A 17,337-nucleotide genomic window follows, 5' to 3' on the forward strand; every position below is an offset into this window, starting at 1 on the left:
CACGCCCGCCGGCTGGCCATCCGCGCCTCGATTGGCGAGGATCGGATTGCCGTAGTTGATGGCGGCGCGCAGCTTGCCGGTGGCGCCCAGCTCCGCGATCGCCGCGGCGGGCGGCGCCGCGGGGCGCGTGGCGCACCCACCGAGTGCAAGTGCGGCCGCGGCCGCGCAGAAAGTGCGGCGGTCGGCCATCAGAAGTCGTACTTCTGGCCCGGCTCGGGCACCAGCACGCGCGGGCCGGCGCCACCGAGCGCCTGGATCAGTTCGGCCGGCGTGCCGCGCAGCTGCGGCGTCGTGCCGTAGTGGATCGGGATCGCATAACGCGGCTTGATCATGTCGCGCACCGCCATCGCGGCGTCCTGCGGGCTCATCACGAAGTGGTTGCCGATCGGCATCAGCACGACGTCGGGACGGTACATCTCGCCGATCAGGCGCATGTCGCCGAACACGCCCGTATCGCCCATGTGCCAGACCTTGAAGCCGTTCTCCATCTCCACGATGAAGCCCTGCGGTTCGCCGCCGGGCAGCACGATGTCCTTGCCCGCGGCGTCCTTCCATCCGAGTTCGGAGGAGTGTTCGGCACGCACGGCGGTGATCTTCGGGCCGGTGGGGCCCCAGGGCAGGATGGTGCCGCCCTTGCCGAAGCGCGGAGCGAGGTTGGCGGGCAGGATGCCGTAGGTGGCCACCGTCTGGCCCAGGCCGGCCGGGCCGTACATCGGGGCGTTGTGCATCTTCGCGAGCTCGGGCGCGTCGGCGAAATGGTCGAAGTGGGCGTGCGTGACCAGGATGGCATCGATCTTGCCCAGCGCGGCGAGGTCCTTCCAGTTCGCCGGTGTCTTCGGGTTCGTCTTGAGCCAGGGGTCGATCATGATCACCTTGCCGCCCGGCGTGGTGATGCGCACGCTGGCCTGCCCGAGCCAGAGCACTTCGGTCTTGCCGGCCGGGATCGGCGTGCCGCCCGGCAGCGCCTGCAGCACCGGGGCCTGGGCGCCGCCGCCCATGGGCTGGTGGGCACAGCCGGCCAGGGCCAGCACCGTCGCCGCGAGGAGAAGGAATCGCTTGTTCATCGCCATCACTCCTTGTCTTGTTCGCATGCCAACCAACAGTGGCGGCACCGGGGCGGATTGGAACGTCGGGGCCGCGGGCCGTCAATCGGGCGCGCCACTACACTCCGGCGCGTGCACGACCGTCCGTCCCCCCGCCGCCACGACCGCATCGACGCCCTGCGCGGCGCCGCCATCGCCTGGATGACGGCGTACCACTTCTTCTTCGACCTGAACCACTTCCGGTTCCTCCGCGAGGACTTCTACCGCGACCCGTTCTGGACCTGGCAGCGGACCGCGATCGTGAGCCTGTTCCTGTTCTGCGCCGGCCTGGGGCAGGCCGTGGCCACGCAACAGGGGCAGGGCTGGCCACGCTTCTGGCGGCGCTGGCTGCAGGTCGCGGGCTGCGCGCTGCTCGTGACGGCGGGTTCCTGGCTGATGTTCCCGCGCAGCTTCATCTACTTCGGCGTGCTGCACGGCATCGCGGCGATGCTGGTGGTCGTGCGGCTCACGGCCGGCGGGGGGCGCTGGTTGTGGCTCGCGGGGGCGCTGGCCATCGCGGCGCCGTTCGCGGCCAGGGCGATGCCGGTCTTCGAGATCATGAACACTCCGATCCTCAACTGGCTGGGGTGGATCTCGCGCAAGCCGGTGACCGAGGACTACGTGCCGCTGCTGCCCTGGCTGGGAGTGATGTGGTGGGGCATGGCGGCGGGGCAGTGGCTGCTGCGTGAGCAGCCCGGCCTGGTACAGGGCGCGATCCCGCGAGCCGCGAAGCCGCTGGCGTGGATGGGGCGGTGGAGCCTTACGTGGTACATGCTCCACCAGCCGGTGATGATCGGTGCAGTCATGCTGCTGACTCTCGTCAGGTAGCCGTCATTCCCGCGCAGGCGGGAATCCAGGGCGTCCAAGAAAAAAAGCGGCCGACCGGCCGCTTTTTTCAATGCCCTGGGCCCCCGCCTCCGCGGGGGTGACGTCATTCGATCTTCGCGTTCTTGCGCAGGTTCTCCTGGAACGCCGCCAGCTTCTGCTGCTGCAGCTGCTGCGCGATCTGCGGCTTGACTTCTTCCAGCTTGGGCAGCTGCGCGTCGCGGATGTCGTCGACGCGGATGACGTGCCAGCCGAAGTTGGACTTCACCGGCTCCTGGGTCATCTCGCCCTTCTTCAGCTTGATCATCGCCTGGGCGAACTCAGGCACGTAGCTGGCGGCGTTGGCCCAGTCGAGGTCGCCGCCGTTGGCGCCGGAACCCGGGTCCTTGGAGCGCTGCTTGGCGAGCGCCTCGAACTTGGCGCCCTTCTTCAGGTCGGCGATGGCCTTCCTGGCTTCCGCCTCGGTGGGCACCAGGATGTGGCGCGCCCGGTATTCCTTGCCGCCGTTGGCCTCGACGAACTTGTCGTATTCGGCCTTGATCTCGGCGTCGGTCACCGGGTTGGTCTTCTGGTAGTCGGCGAACAGCTCGCGGATCAGGAGGGTCTGGCGCGCCAGTTCCATCTGCGACTTGAAATCGTCGGAGGCGTCCAGGCCGCGCTTTTGCGCCTCCTGCATGAAGATCTCGCGCGCGATCACTTCGTCCTTCAGCTGGCCCTGCATTTCCGGGCTGACCGGGCGGCCGGACTTGGCGAGCTGCTGCGTGAGCATGTCCACCCGCGCCTTGGGCACCGGCTTGCCGTTCACGATGGCGAGGTTCTGCGCCGCGACGGGCAGGGCGATGCCGAGGGTGGCCGCGGCCAGCGCGGTCAGGAGCACTTTCTTCATGGGAGTCCCTTGGGAAGCGAGATGAGCGAGATCAGTGGTCAGAGCGTTTCGATCGCCAGAGCGTGGATGCCGCGTTCGCGGTCCATATAGTCGCGCAGGGCATCATACACAAGGCGATGGCAGGCCACCTTGGGGCGGCCCTGGAAGGCTGGCGAGGCGATGCGGATGCGGAAATGCGTGCCGGCACCCGTGCCGTCCTGGCCCGCGTGGCCGAGGTGGGCAGCGCTCTCGTCCAGCACTTCGAGGCGGGTCGGCGCCAGGCGTTCCGTCAGGCGCTCGTGCAGCGCCTCCGCGGTGATTCCGGTCCCCGGCGCGCTCACGAGTCCCTCGCCCCGGCTTCCTTGGTGTCCTTCATGTAGCGGCTGAGGTACAGCGCCTGCCCGACGACGAACAGCGCCATCAGCCCGAGGCCGCCGAACAGCTTGAAGTTCACCCAGGTGTTGGTGTCGAAGTGGAACGCGACCCAGAGATTGAGCACGCCCATGACGGCGAAGAAGGCGACCCAGCTCCAGTTCATGGTGCGCCAGGCCGCCTCGGGCAGTTCGAGCTGGGCGCCCATGAGCGACTTGAGCAGGTTCTTGCGGAAGACCAGCAGGCCCACCGCGAGCGCGCCGCCCATCAGCCAGTAGAGCACCGTCGGCTTCCACTTGATGAAGGTCTCGTCGTGCGCCAGGATCGTCGCCCCGCCGAACAGCACGATGATGCCCAGGCTCAGCCATTGCATGGGTTCGATCCTGCCGGTGCTGTATTTGAGCCAGGCGATCTGGGCGATCGTGGCGGCGATCGCCACGCCGGTGGCGACGTAGATGCCCCAGACCTTGAAGGCCGCGAAGAACAGGACGATCGGGAAGAAGTCGAGGAGCAGTTTCATCAGTCTTTCTTGTCTTCGGGCTGGAAGTCGAGGGAGGCGGAGTTCATGCAGTAGCGCAGGCCGGTGGGCCCCGGGCCGTCCGGGAACACGTGGCCCAGGTGGGCGCCGCACTGCGCGCAGACGGTTTCGGTGCGGACCATGCCGTGGCTGGCGTCGCGGATCTCCCGGATCGCGCCGGGCACCGCCAGCGAGAAGCTCGGCCAGCCGCAACCGGCGTCGAACTTGGTGTCGGAGTCGAACAGCTTGGCGCCGCAGCAGATGCAGTGGTAGCTGCCGTCGGCCCAGACCCGCTCGTACTTGCCGGTGAAGGGGCGCTCGGTGGCGGCGTGGCGGGTGACCTGGAAGGCGCCGGGCTCCGCGCCCTTGCGGGCGAGGAGCTCCTTCCATTCGGCCTCGGACTTGCGGACAGGGAAGTCGTCGTTCATGAAGAGCAGCTGATCTCGATGTGCTGGGCCCAGTCGGGCGGGAAGCCGGCCTTGTCCTCGTGCGCCGGATGCTCGTCGAACGGCGCCTGGACCAGGCTCAGCAGTTCTTCGACACCGGAAAAGTCGCCGAGTTTCGCCTGCCGGATCGCCAGCTCGCACAGGTGGTTGCGCAGCACGAATTTCGGGTTCGTGCGCAGCATGGCGGAGGCGGCTCCGGTGCGGCTGGCGGACAGGCGCGATTCGTATTGTGCGACCCAGCCGTCAAAGCCTGTCCGGTCCAGGAACAGGTCGCGCACCGGGGCGATGTCGGCACCGCCCACGAAATGCGAGAGCCGGCGCCAGAAGACCGGATAGTCGACGCGGTCGGCGGCCAGCAGCTGCAGGATCCGCTCGACCAGCTCGCGGTCGCCCGGCTGTTCGTCGCCCAGCCCGAGCTTGGCACGCATGCGCGCTTCCAGCTCGCGCGGGAAGACGGTCTTGTACGGCTCCAGCGCGGCCAGCGCGAGCTCCTGGTCCGCGATCAGCGGCAGCAGGGCCTGCCCGAGGCAGAACAGGTTCCAGTAGGCGACGTTGGGCTGCCGGTTGTACGCATAGCGGCCGGTCTCGTCGCTATGGTTGCAGACGTGGTTGGGGACGAAGGCATCGAGGAACTGGAAGGGGCCGTAGTCGATGGTGAGGCCCAGGATGCTCATGTTGTCCGTGTTCATCACGCCGTGGCAGAAGCCGGCGGCCTGCCATTGGGCCACCATCGCCGCCGTCCGCTCGCTCACCCGTTCCAGCAGGCAGGCATAGGGGTTGCCGCCGAATTGATCGGTGCCGCGGCATTCCGGGTAGAACCGGTCGATGACGTAGTCCGCCAGCTGCCGCAGTTCGGCCTCCATCCCGCGGGCGGAGAAGTGCTCGAAATGGCCGAAGCGGATGAAGCTGGGCGCCACGCGCGTGACCACTGCGGCCGTTTCGATCTCTTCGCGGCGCACCGGCTGCGGCGAACCGGTGACGACCAGCGCGCGGGTGGTCGGGATGCCCAGGCCGTGGATGGCTTCCGAGCACAGGTACTCGCGTATGCTGGAACGCAACACCGCGCGGCCGTCGCCCATGCGCGAGTAGGGCGTGCGGCCGGCCCCCTTCAACTGCAGCTCCTGCACGCCGGCGGGGGTCTCGATGCCCCCCAGCAGGATCGCGCGCCCGTCGCCCAGCTGCCCCGCCCAGACACCGAACTGGTGGCCGCTGTAGACGCCGGCGAGCGGCCGGCTGCCCTGCAAGGCGATGTTGCCGGTGAAGGCTTCCACGCCCTCCGGCCCGGCGATCCGGGCCGGATCCAGGCCCAGTTCACGCGCGAGCGCCGCGTTCACCGAGACCAGGTGCGCATCGGCCAGGGGCGTGGGGCGCAGCTCCGTGAAGAAGGCCGGGCCCAGTTCCGCGAAGCCGTGGCGCCAGGGCCGTCCCAGCTCCAGGGCCGCCGGGACCGCAAGGGTTTCAGTCATCCCGGGATTGTCCTTGTTCGCGCGAGACCGCAGCACCGCCAGGGGGGATTAAGAAAATCCCTTCATGCCCGCGTCGCCGTTTCCTGATATTTTGACCGTCGAGCTCGCCCTCGGGATGAGGGCCGTCGGGAGAAAAAGAACGATGAGTCATCCAGCGGTTGTCATGCGCCCGGGCCACATGGCCATTGCGGCACGGCTTGCCGGCCGGGCCTTGCCCGGCGTGCGCCGCGTGCTGGCGCACCTGCGCGGGGACCGCGCGCGTCCTGCATGGCATCGTCCGCCCCACCCGCAAGCCGCGCCCCTGTTGCCGGCACGGCATCCGATCCAGGTGGGCGAGATCCGCTTCCGCCGTCTCGCCACCCCCGCGGACATCGCCTGTGTCCTGCCGCTGCGCCGCGAGATCAACCTGCCGCAGGCGCAGGATGCCGGCTTTGCCGCACTCGAAAAAAAAGAGATGCGTGCAGCTTTGTCGGCGCCTTCGAGTGGCGTGGACAAATCATAGGTACGATCCGCTTCGTGCCCATGGGCCGCGGCCTCGCTCCTTGTGAGGAGCTCGTGGCCCGTGCCGGTTTGCCGCCGGAGATGCACACTGACGGCTGGGAAGTCGGCCGGCTGGTGGTGGCGCCCGAATACCGCAGCAATGCCGAGGTCCTGAAGACCTGCCTCATGCTCACCTTCATCGGTTTCCTGGAAGTCACGAAAAAGGCCAACGCCTATGCGACCTGCACCCCGGTGCTGGGCCGCCTGTACCGCCGTTTCGGCTTCCAGGTGGTCCAGAAGGAGGCGGTGCTGAAGGATGGCGAGCCGTATTCCCTGATCCACGGCACCGTGGAATCGGTGCGCCAGGCGGTGCTGGCCGCGCGGGCCGAACCGCAGCAGTCCGTCGCGCCGCAGCCGGCAGTCCGCCGGATCGTGTTCGCGCCGCAGGGGGTGCCCGCATGATCGCCCTGTGGAAGCGGCTCTACGAGCATTACCGCGACTACCACGAGTACGGGCCGCCGCGCCTGAAGTACATCGGCTACGTCGGCCTGATCTCGATGCTGGGCCTGTACCTGGTGCGTTTCACCCGGCCCAACCCGCACCTGTTCGACGACATTGTGCCGCGCGCCATCGGCATCGTGCTGCTGGTGCTGCTGATCGTGCGCGACTTCTGGCCGGAGCGCCTGCGCAAGTACTACATCGGCTACTCGTACGCCACCATGGTGTACTGCCTGCCTTTCTTCACGGTGCTGGTGGCGCTGCAGCGCGGAGGCGGCATGCCTTCGGTGTCCAACGCCTTCATCGTGCTGTGTTTCCTGGTGATGCTCACCGACTGGCGCAACACGCTGGTGATGCTGGCGATCGGCACCGGGCTGGCCTCGCTGGTCTATGCGCTCACCGCCCCGGATCCGCACGTGCCCATGGACATGGTGGCGCAGTTGCCCGCCTACGCCATGATCGTCATCGGCGGCAACCTGTTCAAGTTCTCCACCGAGCAGATCGACGCCGAGCGCAAGCTGCGCGCCACCCAGGCGCTGGCCGGCTCCATCGCGCACGAGATGCGCCATCCGCTGGCCCAGCTGAAGCACAGCCTGGAAGGCATCCAGGAACTGCTGCCGCCGCCCGGCGGCGGGCAGCAGGCGGCGCTGGAGTCGCCGCAGGTGCAGGGCCTGTACCGGCACCTCGCGCACGGCGAGCAGGCGGTCAGGCGCGGGCTGCAGGTGATCACCATGACGCTCGACGAGGTGAGCGCGCGGCCGATCGACACCTCGCGCTTCCGCTTCCTGTCGGCGGCGGAGGTGGTGCAGCAGGCGGTGGAGGAATACGGCTACGACACCGACGAGGCACGCGACAAGGTGGAAGTGGAGGTGCTGAACGACTTCACCTTCCGCGGCGACGAGACGGCCTACCTGTTCGTGCTGTTCAACCTGATCAAGAACGCTCTTTACTACCTGAAGCCGTTCCCGCACACGCGGGTGACGATCACGGTGGGCGAGCAGCAGGTGAAGGTGCGCGACAACGGCCCCGGCATCGCGCCCGAGGTGCTGCTCACGCTGTTCGAGCCGTTCCGCTCCGTCGGCAAGTCCGGCGGCACCGGGCTGGGACTCGCGTACTGCCAGCGCGTGATGCGCGCCTTCGGCGGCGAGATCGGTTGCGCCTCCAGCCCGGGCCTGTTCACCGAATTCACCATGCGCTTCCCGCCGATCAGCGCGGAGGAGCGCGAGCAGCACCGGCTGTCCGCGGTGGCGCAGGCGCGCACCGTGCTGGCGGGCAAGCGGCTGCTGATCGTGGAGGACGACCCGGTGCAGCGCGTCGCCACGCGGCAGAAGCTCGGCCCCCTGGCGCTCACGACCGATATGGACGAAGCGCCCGACGGGCAGGTGGCGCTGGAGATGCTGGCCCGCCGGCCCTACGACATCGTGCTGCTGGACCTGCGCATGCCCGGTCTCGACGGCTATGCGGTGGCCGAGAAGATCCGGCGCGAGGCCGGCCCGAACCGCGCGGTGCGCATCGTGGCCTACACCAGCGAGCCGGCGCACCTGGCGCGCGCCAAGGCGCTCAAGTGCGGCATCGACGGTTTCGTCAGCAAGCCCTGCGCGCAGCTGCCGCTGCTGGCCGCCCTCCAGCAGGCCGTGCAGCAGCACGCCAGCACCAGCAAGGGGATCGCGGGCCGGCTGGCCGGCCGCCGCATCCTGCTGGCCGACGACAGCGCGTTCAACCGCAAGGCGATCGCGGCCTACCTGCGCAACGCCGCAGCCATCGTGATCGAGGTGGAGCACGGCGAGGCGGTGCTGGAGCAGCTGCAGGTCCAGGAAGGCATCGATGCGGTGGTCGTCGACCTGCACATGCCCGGCATGGACGGCCTGGAGACGACCCGTGCGATCCGCACGGCCGTGGAGCGCTGGTCGGCGGTGCCGGTCATCGCGCTCACCGCGCGCTCCGACGAACCCGCGGTGGCCGCCGCCACCGCCGCCGGGATGAACGCCTTCCTGGTGAAACCGGTCGACGCGGTGCTGCTGTACGAGACGCTCGCGCGCCTCGTGGGTGCCGGCGTGGCGCCCGCGCCGGTGACGCAGCCGGCGTTTCCGCCCGAGCCGCCGCCGCTGCAGGACGGCCTGCTGAACATCCAGCGGCTGGAGAGCTATCGCCGCCTGGGCATGCTGGACGAACTGCTGAACGACTACGTGCCGGAAATGGGCCGCCTGGTCGAACGCCTGCGGGACGCCGTGGACGGCGGCGACGTGCAGGGCAGCATCGACGCGCTGCATTCGCTGCTTGGCATGAGCGGCGAAGCCGGCGCGCAGGCGCTGTACCAGCAGGTGCGCCAGCTCTACGTGCCGCTGCTGGAAGAGGGCCACTGGCCCACGGGCAGCACCTGGCTGCCGCAGCTGCAGGAACTGGCCGCCCAGACGGAGCTGGCGCTCAAGGCATACTGCGCCCAGGTGTCGCGCTCGGGCGCGGCCTGAGGAAACCATGCAGTTGCCAGACCTGTCGGGGGATGCCCCGGCGATCCTCTTCGTCGACGACGAAACCACGTCGCGCAAGTGGTTCGCGCTCGAGTTCGGGGACGAATTCCGGGTGGTGACCGCGGGCGGCGCGGACGAAGCGCTGGCCATCCTGTCCGAACGCAGCGCCGAATTCGGCGTGCTGGTCACCGACTACCGCATGCCCGAGCGCGACGGCATGAAGCTGCTGCGCGCCGTGCAGCGCGACTTCCGCCACGTGGTCCGCCTGCTGGCCACCGCGTATGCCGAGAAGGACGTCGCGATCGCCGCCGTCAACCAGGGCAAGGTGCTGCGCATCCTGGAGAAGCCGCTCGATGGGGACGCCACCCGCGAGGCCCTGCGCGAGGCGCTGTCGCTCTACCGGGCACAGGCGCTGGAACGCGTCGTCAACGAGGGCCGCGTGGCCGCCCTGCGCGAGGCGCTCGGTTTCCTGGCGCACGAATTGAACACGCCGCTGGCCACGGTGCGCGGCTACGTGAGTTCCGTCGCCGCGCGCTACGTGCCGCCGGACGCGAATGGCTGGAAGGGCGTGGCCTGCTTCTCCGAGGAGCACGCGGGCGAGCTGCTCACCGCGCTGGAGCGCGCCGAGCGCCGCGCCCTCTATTGCCAGTCGCTCGTCTCCACCTTCGTGCAGTCGGCGCGCGACGCCTACCCCGATGCCGTGCCGCAGTCGGTTTCGGCAAGCAGCCTGGTGGAGGCCTTGCTCGACGAGTTCCCCTTCGAGGAAAACGAGCGCGCCTGTGCCTCCGTGGACGTGCAGCGCGACTTCCGCCTGCCGGGCCGGCGCGACCTGCTGTATCTCGTCCTGTGCACGCTCGCCAAGAATGCGCTGCTCGCGCTGCGCGGCCGGCCGCAGCCGAAGCTGTGCCTCGAGGTGGAGTACGTGCCCGAAGCGCCGGCCGGCGAGCGCGCCTGCATCCGCGTGCGCGACAACGGCCCCGGCATCCCGCCCGAGGTGCTCGCCAGGCTGACCCGGGAGCCGGTGACCACGCGCGCGGGTTCCGGCGGCAGCGGCATGGGCCTCATGTTCTGCCAGCGCGTGATGCAGGCGATCAACGGGTCGATCCGGGTCGAATCGACGCTGGGCGAAGGCACCCTGGTGACCCTGTTCTTCCAGCCACAGGGCAGTCCCTCTCCCTGAGCCGCGGGCGTCGGGTTTAGCATCGCGCCTCGGAACCCACAACCCGAGGAGTACAACGATGTTGGGCCTGATGCAGAACCAGCCCCTGCTGATCTCGTCCCTGATCCGGCATGCCGAGCGCCACCATGGCGACGGCGAGATCGTCTCGCGCCGCACCGAGGGCGACATCCACCGCTACCAGTGGAAGGACGTCGCGCGGCGCGCGCGGCAGGTGGCCAACGCGCTGGACGGCATGCAGCTGCCGTTCTCCGACCGCGTCGCCACGCTGGCCTGGAACGGATACCGCCACCTCGAGTTGTACTTCGGCGTCAGCGGCTCCGGCCGCGTGCTGCACACCATCAATCCGCGGCTGCATCCGGACCAGATCGCCTGGATCGCCAACCACGCGGAAGACCAGGTGCTGTGCTTCGACCTGACGTTCCTGCCGCTGGTGCAGGCGGTGCACGCGAAGTGCCCGCAGATCAGGCAATACGTCGCGCTGTGCGATGGCGACCGGCTGCCGAAGGACAGCGGCATCCCGAACCTCGTGAGCTACGAGTCCTGGATCGGCGGCCAGCCGCTCGATTACCAGTGGCCCACCTTCGACGAGAACTCCGCCTCGAGCATGTGCTACACGAGCGGCACCACGGGCAACCCCAAGGCGGCGCTCTACAGCCATCGCTCCACGGTGCTGCATGCCTACGCCGCGGCGCTGCCCGACGTGATGGCGCTGTCGGCGCGCGACTCCGTGCTGCCGGTGGTGCCCATGTTCCACGTCAACGCCTGGGGGATCCCGTATTCGGCGGCGCTCACCGGCTGCAAGCTGGTGTTTCCCGGCGCCGCGCTCGACGGCAAGTCGGTCTACGAACTGATCGAGGCCGAGAAGGTGACCTTCGCCGCCGGCGTGCCCACGGTGTGGCAGATGCTCCTGGGCCACATGAAGCCCGGCGGCCTGCGCTTCTCGGCGCTGAACCGCACGGTGATCGGCGGCTCCGCCTGCCCGCCCGCCATGATCGACGCCTTCCGCGAGGACTACGGCGTGGACGTGCTGCATGCCTGGGGCATGACCGAGATGAGCCCGCTCGGCACGCTGTGCACGCTGAAGAACAAGCACCTGCAGCTGCCACCCGACGAGCAGATGAAGATCCGCCTGAAGCAGGGCCGCGCGATCTACGGGGTCGACATGAAGATCGTCGGCGACGACGGCGGGGAACTGCCCTGGGACGGCAAGACCTTCGGCGACCTGTACGTGAAGGGCCCGTGGATCGTGCGCGAGTACGTCAAGGGCGAGGGCGGCGACCCTCTGGTGGACGGCTGGTTCCCGACCGGCGACGTCGCGACCATCGACGCCGACGGCTACATGCAGATCACCGACCGCAGCAAGGACGTCATCAAGTCCGGCGGCGAGTGGATCAGCTCGATCGACATCGAGAACATCGCCATGTCGCATCCGGCGGTGCAGATGGCCGCCTGCGTCGGCATGAAGCATCCGAAGTGGGACGAGCGCCCGATCGTCGCCGTGGTGAAGAAGCCGGGCAGCGACGTCACGCGCGAGGAACTGCTGAAGTTCTACGAAGGCAAGATCGCCAAGTGGCAGATCCCCGACGACGTGGTGTTCGTCGAGAGCATCCCGCTGGGCGCGACCGGCAAGATGCTGAAGACCCGGCTGCGCGAGCAGTTGAAGGACTACCGGCTGCCGACGGCCTGACGCGGAGCGCGCGGGGGTGTCGCGTGCGCGATAGGGAGGCCCGGGTTTCAGGGCATTCCCTGAGCGAGCGGGCCCCCGCGAAAAGCGACACTGCCCTGGTGTTGCAAAGGAGCCTTCCCGTGAAATTCGCTGCTACCGCCGTCGCCCTTTCGACGATGCTCGCCTGCGCGGCCGCGCAGGCGCAAGCCACCAAGGCCCCGGCGGCCGCCGCGCCCGCCGCCGCCGCCCCCGCGGCCACGAAGGGCAAGGTCGTGAAGATGATGTGGATCGACCCGCTGACCGGCCTGATGGGCCCGGTCGGCACGAACCAGCTCAAGAGCGTGCAGTTCCTGGCCGAGAAGTGGAACGCCGGCAACCCCGCCGGCGTGAAGTTCGAGGTGCAGGGGATCGACAACAAGCTGAGCCCGGCCGAAAGCCTGAACGCGCTGAAGGCCGCCATCGACCAGGGCGTGCGCTACGTGCTGCAGGGCAACGGTTCCTCCGTGGCCGGCGCGCTGATCGATGCGATCGACAAGCACAACGCACGCAATCCCGGCCAGGAGGTCGTGTACCTGAACTACGCCGCGGTCGACCCGGACTTCACCAACAGCAAGTGCAACTACTGGCACTTCCGCTTCGACGCCGACACCTCCATGAAGATGGAGGCGATGACGACCTTCATGAAGGACAAGCCGGAGGTCAAGAAGGTCTACCTGCTGAACCAGAACTACTCGCACGGCCACCAGGTCGCCAAGTACGCCAAGGAGATCCTGGCGCGCAAGCGTCCCGACGTGCAGGTCGTCGGCGAGGACCTCCACCCGCTCGCCCAGGTCCGCGATTTCGCGCCCTACATCGCCAAGATCAAGGCCTCGGGCGCCGACACCGTGATCACCGGCAACTGGGGGTCCGACCTCTCGCTGCTGATCAAGGCCGCCAACGAGGCGGGCTACAACGGCCAGTTCTTCACCTACTACACCAGCGTGACCGGCACCCCCACGGCGCTGGGCACCAACGGCGGCGGCCGCGTGTACCAGGTGGGCTACGGCCATCCGAACATGACCGGCCAGATCCAGAAGTACGCCGACGAGTTCAACGTCAAGTTCAAGGACGACCTGTACACGCTGGCGTTCAACCACGTGTTCGCCGCCCTGAGCAATGCCATGGCGAAGGCCGGTTCGACCGATCCCGTGAAGGTTGCCTCCGCGCTCGAAGGCCTGAAGTTCCAGAGCTTCAACGGCGAAGTCGAGATGCGCAAGGCCGACCACCAGCTGCAGCAGCCGCTGTACATGACCGTGTGGCAGAAGGCCGGCGGCAAGTACGCGTACAGCCCGGAGAAGACGGGCATGACGCTCGTGCCGGTCAAGGAGTACCCGAGCTACGTTTCCAGCACGCCGACCACTTGCCAGATGAAGCGCCCGGGTTAAGCTCGGCGCGTACCGACTCCGGGGCCCCCCGCGGCGACGTGGCGGGGCCCTTTCTCTTCGATGGGCGCCGCGCGCGCCAGGCGGACAACGACGGACTCGATGGAACTCCTGGTCATCTCGACACTGAACGGCCTGAGCTACGGGCTGCTGCTTTTCCTGCTGAGCTCCGGGCTCACGCTGATCTTCAGCATGATGGGCGTGCTCAATTTCGCGCACGCCAGCTTCTACATGGTGGGCGCGTACGTGGGCTACACGATCGCGCGCCTCGCGGGTTTCTGGCCCGCGCTGTTCATCGCTCCGCTGGTCGTCGGATTGCTCGGCGCCGCTTTCGAGCGCACCTGCCTGCGCAAGGTGCACAAGTACGGGCACGTGCCCGAACTGCTGATCACCTTCGGCCTGTCGTACGTGCTGCTCGAGCTGGTGCAGCTCGTCTGGGGCCGCACGGCGGTCGAGTTCCGGCCGCCCGAGGCGCTGCAGGGTGCGGCCTTCACGCTGGTGCAGCATTCCGCGGAAGGCATCCGCCTGGTCTGGGGACAGGCGCCCGCGGCGATGTGCGCGGCAGCCGATGCCGGCATGCGCGTGGTGTGTTCGCCGTTCCCGGCCACGCGCGGCTTCATGATGCTGACCGCGATCCTGATGCTCGCGGCGCTGGCGCTGCTGCTTGCCAAGACGCGGATCGGCCTGGTGATCCAGGCCGCGCTCACGCATCCGCAGACGGTGGAGGCGCTGGGCCACAACGTGCCGCGCGTTTTCATGCTGGTGTTCGGCGCCGGCGCCGCGCTGGCCGGGCTGGCGGGCGTGATCGGCGGCAGCACCTTCGTCACGGAACCGAACATGGCGTTGACGGTCGGCTCGATCATCTTCGTGGTGGTGGTCGTGGGCGGCATGGGCTCGCTGGCCGGCGCCTTCCTCGCATCGCTGCTGATCGGCCTGGTGCAGACCTTCGCGGTCCAGCTGGACAACTCCATGGGCTCGTTGCTCCAGGGAGTGGGCCTGACCCTCAGCCCGCAGGCGCTGAACACCACGCTGCTGAAGCTGACGATCTCGCAGGTGGCGCCCATCCTGCCCTACCTGTTCCTGGTGCTGATCCTGGTCTTCCGGCCCCGCGGGCTGCTCGGAACGCGGGAAGGCTGAACATGACGACCCTGTCGAACATCGAGCCCGCGTCCGAAGCCGAAGTCGGGAACCGCCGCATCGGCGTGCCCATGGGGCTGCCTGCGGCGAGCGCCACGCCGATTCCCGCGGGCAAGCGGAAGCGCCAGGCCTATTACGAGTTCCGGCCCTGGAACGTGGCGCGCTTCGTGATCTGGACGGCGTTCGCGCTGGTCCTGCTGGTCGCGCCGCTGCTGTTCACCAGCGGACTGGGCATCACCATCCTCTCGCAGATCGGCATCGCGATCATCGCCTGCCTCTCGTACAACATGCTGCTGGGGCAGGGCGGCATGCTCAGTTTCGGGCACGCGGTGTACACCGGCCTGGGCACGTACTGCGCCATCCACGCCCTGAACGCGGTCACGCGCGGACAGCTCGGCATCCCGGTCAGCATGCTGCCGCTGGTGGGCGGACTGGGCGGCATGGCGACCGCGGTCGTCTTGGGCTACGTGACGACCAAGAAATCCGGCACGCCCTTCGCCATGATCACGCTGGGCATCGCGGAACTGATCTTCGCGATGTCGCTGATGTTCTCCGAGTTCTTCGGCGGCGAGGCCGGCATCTCCGCCAACCGCGTGGTCGGCAAGCCCGTTCTCGGCATCAGCTTCGGCCCGCCGATCCAGGTGTACTACCTGATCGCGTTCTACACCTTCGCCTGCGTCGCGGCCATGTACGCCTTCACGCGCACGCCGCTGGGACGCATCCTGAACGCGGTGCGCGACAACCCGGAGCGGGTGGAGTTCATCGGCTACGACACCCAGCGCGTGCGCTACATCGTGTTCATCCTCGCGGGCTTCTTCGCCGGGATCTCCGGCGGGCTGGCGGCGCTGAACTTCGAGATCGCGACCGCCGAAGTCGTGGGGCCCGCGCGCTCGGGCGGCTACCTGCTGTTCACATTCCTGGGCGGCGCCACCTTCTTCTTCGGTCCCATCATCGGCGCGGTGCTGATGGTGCTCGCCTTCGTGCTGTTCTCGGAATTCACCAAGGCCTGGCTGCTGTACCTGGGCCTGATCTTCATGTTCATGGTCATGTACGCGCCGGGCGGCATTGCGAGCCTGCTGATGATGAACCTGCGCGTGGCGGCCTTCGGACGCCTGCGCCGGCTCTGGGTGAGCTACCTCGCGCTGGGGGCCACGGCACTGCTGGTGCTGGTGGGCGCCGCGGCGATGATCGAGATGGTCTACCAGCTGCAGCTGAACGTGGTGCTCGGGGACGAAGTGAAGTTCCTGGGCGCCACGCTGCACACCAAGAGCGTCGACACCTGGTTCGGCGCCGGCTTCGTGCTGTTGACCGGACTGGGCCTGTTCGAACTGACGCGCCGCCACTTCCTGCGCGAGTGGGGCGAGACGCAGGCGTTCATCGAGAGCGAGACGAAGAAGAGGGAAACGCTGTGACGACCCGTCCCGCCCTGGAACTGAAGGACCTGCGCAAGAGTTTCGGCAAGACGGAGATCATCCGCGGCTGCAGCCTGCAGGTGAACCCGGGCGAGCGCGTCGCCGTGATCGGCCCCAACGGCGCCGGCAAGTCCACGCTGTTCAACCTCATCAGCGGCCGCTTCGCGCCCACCGGCGGCGAGGTGCTGCTCCATGGCCACCGCATCGACGGCCGCAAGCCCTTCGAGATCAACCGGCTGGGCCTCTCGCGCAGCTTCCAGATCACCAACATCTTCCCCAAGCTGTCGGTGTTCGAGAACCTGCGCTGCAGCGTGCTCTGGAGCCTGGGCTACCGGTACACCTTCTTCAAGTTCCTGGCCAACCTGGACGACGCCAACGCGCGCGCCGAGGAACTGATGGAGCAGATCCGGCTGCACAAGAAGCGCGACGTGCTGGCGACGAACCTGACGTACGCGGAGCAGCGGGCGCTGGAGGTCGGCATCACCATCGCCGGCGGCGCCAACGTGATCCTGCTGGACGAACCGACCGCCGGCATGAGCCGCGAGGAGACCCGCCGCTTCATCGAGCTGATCAAGCAGGTGACCGTGGGCAAGACCCTGCTCACGGTGGAACACGACATGGGCGTGGTGTTCGGCCTCGCCGACAAGATCGCGGTGGTGGTGTACGGCGAAATCATCGCCTACGACACGCCGGAGAACGTGCGGGCCAACCAGCGGGTGCAGGAGGCCTATCTCGGCTCCGTCATCGCATCGCAGCAGGCAGGGGCCCACTGAAAATGCTGCACATCGAAAACCTCCACGCCTACTACGGCAAGAGCCACGTGCTGCACGGCGTGCACTTCGGGGTGGGCGAGGGCGAGATCGTGGCGCTCCTGGGCCGCAACGGCTCCGGCCGCTCCACCACCGCCAAGGCGGTCATGGGCATGGTGGAGAGCACCGGCGACGTGGTCTGGAAGGGGCAGCACATCGGCGGCCGCAAGCCCTACGAGATCGCGCACCTGGGCCTGGGTTACGTGCCGGAGAACCGCGACATCTTTCCCAAGCTCACGGTGCACCAGAACCTGATGCTCGGCCAGAAGAGTGCGAAGCAGAAGGGACGCTGGGGCTTCGACGACATGTACGGCATGTTCCCGCGCCTGAAGGAGCGGCAGCACACGGAAGCCGGCGTGCTGTCCGGGGGCGAGCAGCAGATGCTGACGCTGTGCCGCACGCTCATGGGCGATCCCCAGCTCATCATCATCGACGAGCCGACCGAGGGCCTGGCGCCGAAGATTGTCGAGCTGGTCGGCGAATACCTGAAGACGCTCAAGTCGCGCGGCGTGTCGGTGCTGCTGATCGAACAGAAGCTCACGATCGCGCTGTCGATCTCCGATCGCGCGCTGGTGATGGGGCACGGGAGCATCGTGTTCCAGGGCACGCCGGCGACGCTCAAGCAGGATGCGTACATACGCAAGGAATGGCTGGAAGTCTGAGGACGCAAACTCCTCGTGACACCATGTCTCC

The 17,337-nt window shown here is 68.1% G+C and carries 17 protein-coding genes and 2 pseudogenes; 12 read left to right on the forward strand and 7 right to left on the reverse strand.

The window, feature by feature from the left end; all coding sequences use genetic code 11:
• Together VF522_RS19815 and VF522_RS19820 are read right to left on the reverse strand one after the other, a co-directional pair.
• Positions 1–189, reverse strand: a pseudogene (locus VF522_RS19815) (ABC transporter substrate-binding protein); the annotation flags it as partial.
• Entirely contained in the window at positions 189–998 is an 810-nt protein-coding gene (locus VF522_RS19820; RefSeq protein WP_414709562.1) for a metal-dependent hydrolase, read from the reverse strand. The gene VF522_RS19820 and the pseudogene VF522_RS19815, both read right to left, overlap by 1 nt.
• Before the next feature lie 246 nt (positions 999–1,244).
• On the opposite strand from VF522_RS19820, the gene VF522_RS19825 reads away from it, so the two are divergent.
• Positions 1,245–1,910, forward strand: a complete 666-nt coding sequence (locus VF522_RS19825) for a heparan-alpha-glucosaminide N-acetyltransferase (protein WP_414709563.1) — start codon at positions 1,245–1,247, stop codon at positions 1,908–1,910.
• Between the two features lie 103 nt (positions 1,911–2,013).
• On the opposite strand, the gene VF522_RS19830 is transcribed toward VF522_RS19825, so the two are convergent.
• From VF522_RS19830 to VF522_RS19850, 5 genes are read right to left on the reverse strand one after another with little or no spacing between them, the layout of a single operon-like run.
• Positions 2,014–2,793 carry a peptidylprolyl isomerase gene (locus VF522_RS19830; protein ID WP_330910037.1) on the reverse strand — a complete coding sequence of 260 codons (780 nt, stop codon included), beginning with the start codon at positions 2,791–2,793 and terminating at the stop codon, positions 2,014–2,016.
• A gap of 38 nt (positions 2,794–2,831) precedes the next feature.
• Entirely contained in the window at positions 2,832–3,113 is a 282-nt protein-coding gene (locus VF522_RS19835; RefSeq protein WP_330910038.1) for a BolA family protein, read from the reverse strand.
• Positions 3,110–3,664, reverse strand: a complete 555-nt coding sequence (locus VF522_RS19840; protein ID WP_330910039.1) for a septation protein A — start codon at positions 3,662–3,664, stop codon at positions 3,110–3,112. The genes VF522_RS19835 and VF522_RS19840 overlap by 4 nt, the downstream gene beginning before the upstream one ends.
• A complete protein-coding gene (gene msrB / locus VF522_RS19845) occupies positions 3,664–4,089 on the reverse strand; it encodes a peptide-methionine (R)-S-oxide reductase MsrB (RefSeq protein ID WP_330910040.1) in 426 nt (141 codons plus the stop codon). Before msrB ends, VF522_RS19840 begins: the two co-directional genes overlap by 1 nt.
• On the reverse strand, positions 4,086–5,573 hold the full coding sequence (locus tag VF522_RS19850) for a protein adenylyltransferase SelO (RefSeq protein ID WP_330910041.1): 1,488 nt from the start codon (positions 5,571–5,573) through the stop codon (positions 4,086–4,088). Before VF522_RS19850 ends, msrB begins: the two co-directional genes overlap by 4 nt.
• Positions 5,574–5,637: 64 nt before the next feature.
• Between VF522_RS19850 and VF522_RS19855 the strand changes: the two genes are divergently transcribed.
• The 11 genes and pseudogenes from VF522_RS19855 to VF522_RS19900 all read left to right on the forward strand — a co-directional run bounded on the left by VF522_RS19855 (position 5,638) and on the right by VF522_RS19900 (position 17,306).
• Positions 5,638–6,075, forward strand: a complete 438-nt coding sequence (locus VF522_RS19855; protein WP_330910042.1) for a hypothetical protein — start codon at positions 5,638–5,640, stop codon at positions 6,073–6,075.
• 53 nt (positions 6,076–6,128) lie between these two features.
• On the forward strand, positions 6,129–6,515 hold the full coding sequence (locus VF522_RS19860) for an N-acetyltransferase (RefSeq protein ID WP_330910043.1): 387 nt from the start codon (positions 6,129–6,131) through the stop codon (positions 6,513–6,515).
• A complete protein-coding gene (locus VF522_RS19865; protein WP_330910044.1) occupies positions 6,512–9,019 on the forward strand; it encodes an ATP-binding response regulator in 2,508 nt (835 codons plus the stop codon). The genes VF522_RS19860 and VF522_RS19865 overlap by 4 nt, the downstream gene beginning before the upstream one ends.
• Positions 9,020–9,026: 7 nt before the next feature.
• A complete protein-coding gene (locus VF522_RS19870) occupies positions 9,027–10,199 on the forward strand; it encodes a hybrid sensor histidine kinase/response regulator (protein WP_330910045.1) in 1,173 nt (390 codons plus the stop codon).
• A gap of 58 nt (positions 10,200–10,257) precedes the next feature.
• Complete coding sequence (locus VF522_RS19875; RefSeq protein ID WP_330910046.1) at positions 10,258–11,886, forward strand: 3-(methylthio)propionyl-CoA ligase; 1,629 nt, start codon at positions 10,258–10,260, stop codon at positions 11,884–11,886.
• A gap of 119 nt (positions 11,887–12,005) precedes the next feature.
• Positions 12,006–13,289, forward strand: coding sequence for a branched-chain amino acid ABC transporter substrate-binding protein (locus tag VF522_RS19880; RefSeq protein ID WP_330910047.1), 1,284 nt, complete (start codon positions 12,006–12,008; stop codon positions 13,287–13,289).
• Between the two features lie 99 nt (positions 13,290–13,388).
• Positions 13,389–14,423, forward strand: coding sequence for a branched-chain amino acid ABC transporter permease (locus VF522_RS19885; protein ID WP_330910048.1), 1,035 nt, complete (start codon positions 13,389–13,391; stop codon positions 14,421–14,423).
• A 71-nt stretch (positions 14,424–14,494) separates the two neighbouring features.
• Positions 14,495–15,835: a branched-chain amino acid ABC transporter permease gene (locus tag VF522_RS19890; RefSeq protein ID WP_330910051.1), complete on the forward strand. Its 1,341-nt coding sequence runs from the start codon at positions 14,495–14,497 to the stop codon at positions 15,833–15,835.
• Between the two features lie 71 nt (positions 15,836–15,906).
• Positions 15,907–16,353 (forward strand): annotated as a pseudogene (locus VF522_RS24560) (ATP-binding cassette domain-containing protein); the annotation flags it as partial.
• Between the two features lie 99 nt (positions 16,354–16,452).
• Positions 16,453–16,608, forward strand: a complete 156-nt coding sequence (locus VF522_RS24565; protein ID WP_414709564.1) for a hypothetical protein — start codon at positions 16,453–16,455, stop codon at positions 16,606–16,608.
• 2 nt (positions 16,609–16,610) lie between these two features.
• Entirely contained in the window at positions 16,611–17,306 is a 696-nt protein-coding gene (locus tag VF522_RS19900; protein ID WP_330910050.1) for an ABC transporter ATP-binding protein, read from the forward strand.
• The last annotated feature ends 31 nt before the right edge of the window (positions 17,307–17,337 follow it).

It is taken from the genome of Ramlibacter sp., assembly GCF_036383835.1.
Lineage (GTDB): Bacteria > Pseudomonadota > Gammaproteobacteria > Burkholderiales > Burkholderiaceae_C > Ramlibacter.

Excerpts from the sequence above, each read along its gene's own strand:
- VF522_RS19820 (WP_414709562.1), bottom strand. The coding sequence starts at position 998 with ATGGGCGGCGGCGCCCAGGCCCCGGTGCTGCAGGCGCTGCCGGGCGGC.
- VF522_RS19825 (WP_414709563.1), top strand. The coding sequence starts at position 1,245 with ATGACGGCGTACCACTTCTTCTTCGACCTGAACCACTTCCGGTTCCTC.
- VF522_RS19830 (WP_330910037.1), bottom strand. The coding sequence starts at position 2,793 with ATGAAGAAAGTGCTCCTGACCGCGCTGGCCGCGGCCACCCTCGGCATC.
- VF522_RS19840 (WP_330910039.1), bottom strand. The coding sequence starts at position 3,664 with ATGAAACTGCTCCTCGACTTCTTCCCGATCGTCCTGTTCTTCGCGGCC.
- msrB (WP_330910040.1), bottom strand. The coding sequence starts at position 4,089 with ATGAACGACGACTTCCCTGTCCGCAAGTCCGAGGCCGAATGGAAGGAG.
- VF522_RS19850 (WP_330910041.1), bottom strand. The coding sequence starts at position 5,573 with ATGACTGAAACCCTTGCGGTCCCGGCGGCCCTGGAGCTGGGACGGCCC.
- VF522_RS19855 (WP_330910042.1), top strand. The coding sequence starts at position 5,638 with ATGCCCGCGTCGCCGTTTCCTGATATTTTGACCGTCGAGCTCGCCCTC.
- VF522_RS19865 (WP_330910044.1), top strand. The coding sequence starts at position 6,512 with ATGATCGCCCTGTGGAAGCGGCTCTACGAGCATTACCGCGACTACCAC.
- VF522_RS19870 (WP_330910045.1), top strand. The coding sequence starts at position 9,027 with ATGCAGTTGCCAGACCTGTCGGGGGATGCCCCGGCGATCCTCTTCGTC.
- VF522_RS19875 (WP_330910046.1), top strand. The coding sequence starts at position 10,258 with ATGTTGGGCCTGATGCAGAACCAGCCCCTGCTGATCTCGTCCCTGATC.
- VF522_RS19885 (WP_330910048.1), top strand. The coding sequence starts at position 13,389 with ATGGAACTCCTGGTCATCTCGACACTGAACGGCCTGAGCTACGGGCTG.
- VF522_RS19890 (WP_330910051.1), top strand. The coding sequence starts at position 14,495 with ATGGGGCTGCCTGCGGCGAGCGCCACGCCGATTCCCGCGGGCAAGCGG.
- VF522_RS24565 (WP_414709564.1), top strand. The coding sequence starts at position 16,453 with ATGGGCGTGGTGTTCGGCCTCGCCGACAAGATCGCGGTGGTGGTGTAC.
- VF522_RS19900 (WP_330910050.1), top strand. The coding sequence starts at position 16,611 with ATGCTGCACATCGAAAACCTCCACGCCTACTACGGCAAGAGCCACGTG.